Raw genomic sequence first — 2,457 nt, 5'->3', positions numbered from 1 at the left:
CGCGCACCGAGTTCGCGCCGGCGGCCCTGCTCGGCGCCGACTCGCGCGGCGTGCTCAGGGTGGAAAAGCTCGGACGGGGCGGTTCGGGGCGGCTCGCGCCGCTGATCGCGGCGGACGGCCTCGCCGTCATTCCCGCCGGTCGTGAGGAAATCCGGCCCGGCGACCCAATCGGATTCCTGCCGTTCGAAGCCGCAATGGAGCTCTAAGGGCAAAAAAAACCGCCCGGAAGACGGGCGGGAGGCTTGGTTGCGCTTGGCGGCGCCACGAATTTCATCGCGCCGCCAGGAGGGGATTGCCTATACAACAAGCCGAATGAGGCCAAGTTCCGGCGGGCGCGCATTTATTGTGAGGCGCTGGCGGCCTCGATCCGATCGGGGGGCGCCTCGCGCGGCAGCCGCGCCAGGAGCGCCAGAAGGGCGCGGTCGTGCAGCACGACCGTCTTTTCCTTGGGCGTCAGCCAGGCGACTGCGTCCCCGAGGTATTCGGCGTCCGAGAGTTTCGCCGCCGCCATCACCCGGTCCGTCTCGATCGCGCCCTTGGGGCGACGGGGCGCGGCGGGAAGCATGCGTTCGTGCTCGGCGAAGAAGTTCGGGTCCTGATGGATGGCGACGAGCGCCTCGGCGTCGTCCGATCCGCCTTCGGCCAGCGCCGCGGCGTTGGCGCGTGCGGCGACCGCGATCTCCGGCGCGATCGTCTCCTCGGGGATGAGCATCAGCCCCAGCCGCCTCAACGCAAGGCCGGAGCCAAGATGGCCTGACAGCCACGACAACGGGATCGCGAGCAACAGTCCGGCGATGGTGGGGGACATCCAGGCCACCAGCGACGGGGCGATCGCAGCGCCCGTCACCAGCGTCACAACGCCGAGCGCCGTGTGCCAGCGGTGCCGCTGGACGATCGCCGAGAACGGGATAGAGCCGTCGTCGCGTCGCTGCGGGTTCCATCCGGTGGCCCGGCCCGCGAGGATCTGGAACACCGAGCCGGACTGGACCAGCATCATGATCGGCGCGAACAGCGACGACAGGATCACCTCCAGAACGGAGGAGACCAGGATGCGGATCGTGCCTCCTCCGGCCCGCCGCGACGGGCCATGCAGCAGGTAGAGCAGCAGTCCGAAAACCTTCGGCGCAAGCAGGATCGCCATGGTCGCGCCGAACAGCGTCAGAGCGCGTTCCGCGTCGAAGCGCGGCCAGGCCGGGAACAGCGAGAACTCGTCGGTGAAATATTCGGGCCGGATGAACTTGGACTGCAGGGCGAGCGCGATGCCGCAGAGCAGCATGAACATCCAGAACGGCGAGGCGAGATAGGAGAAGATGCCGTTCAGGAAGTGGTAGCGGCTCAGGGGGTGCAGCCCCCGGGCGTTGAGCAGCCCGGAATGCTGGAGATTGCCCTGGCACCAGCGTCGGTCGCGCTGCGCCACGTCGATCAGCGACGGCGGGCTCTCCTCGTAGGAGCCCTCGATCCGGGGCAGCATGTAGACCGCCCAGCCCTTCCGTCGGATGAGCGCGGCCTCCACGAAATCGTGGCTGAGGATGAGCCCGCCGAAAGGCGGCTTGCCCGGCAGGTCCGGAAGGCCCGCGCCGGACGCGAAGGCTTCCGTCCGGATGATCGCGTTGTGGCCCCAGTAATTGCCGTCGCGGCCGTACCAGACCGTGATGCCTGCGGCGATCACCGGCCCATAGACGCGCGAGGCGAACTGCTGGACGCGCGCGAAAAGGGTGTTGCGGTTGATGACAAGCGGCAGCGTCTGGATGATCCCGGCGTCCGGATCGGCCTCCATCGCGGCGGCGAGCGCGATCACCGCATGGCCGGTCATCAGGCTGTCGGCGTCGAGCACCAGCATGTGGTCGTAGGCGCCGCCCCAGCGGGTGACGAAGTCCTCGATGTTGCCGGCCTTGCGGCGGTGGTTCTTGGCGCGGTGGCGGTAGAACACCCGCGCATCGGGCCCGAGCAGCTCGCGCAGCCGCAGGAAGGCGCGCTCCTCCGCGATCCATACGTCCGGGTCGGTGGTGTCCGACAACAGGAAGCAGTCGAAATGGTCGCCGAAGCCGAGCCGCTGCACGTCCTCATAGGCCGCCTGCACGGCGCCGAACACGCGGCTCGGCTGCTCGTTGTAGATCGGCATGACGATCGCGGTGCGGCTCGTCAGCTTTTCCGGAAGGTCGGGGCGCGTGAGCGCCGCGCGGCCGAACAGGGCGACAAAGCCGACCACGCTGCTGATGAACGCCAGCGCGATCCAGGCGAAGTTGATGACGAACAGCGCAAGCAGCGCCCATTCGAGGACGGTGACGCCGCCGACCTCGACCACGCGGTACATCTCGCGTGCGCCGAAGCCCGTCACCACGATCGCCCCGACGCCGACAAAGGCGCGCGTCGCCCAGGGGGTGCTCCATGCCTGGGGCCGCGCGCGGGGGCGGGCCTGATCTGGCGACCAGGTCCGGAGCGGCTGCGCCGGCATCG

1 protein-coding gene and 1 pseudogene are annotated in these 2,457 nt (G+C 69.0%); one reads left to right on the top strand and one right to left on the bottom strand.

From position 1 onward, the window contains the following. Positions 1-206: pseudogene (locus ACIKT0_RS16905) on the top strand (molybdopterin molybdenumtransferase MoeA); the annotation flags it as partial. 134 nt (positions 207-340) lie between these two features. Here the strand turns inward: ACIKT0_RS16905 and mdoH are convergent. Further along, on the bottom strand, positions 341-2,457 hold a 2,117-nt coding region (mdoH, locus tag ACIKT0_RS16900; RefSeq protein ID WP_407106537.1), incomplete at its 5' end, for a glucans biosynthesis glucosyltransferase MdoH.

It is taken from the genome of Hansschlegelia beijingensis, from assembly GCF_045505405.1.
In the GTDB taxonomy this organism is placed as follows: Bacteria; Pseudomonadota; Alphaproteobacteria; order Rhizobiales; family Methylopilaceae; genus Methylopila; species Methylopila beijingensis_A.
This window is presented reverse-complemented; position numbering and strand designations above follow the sequence as displayed.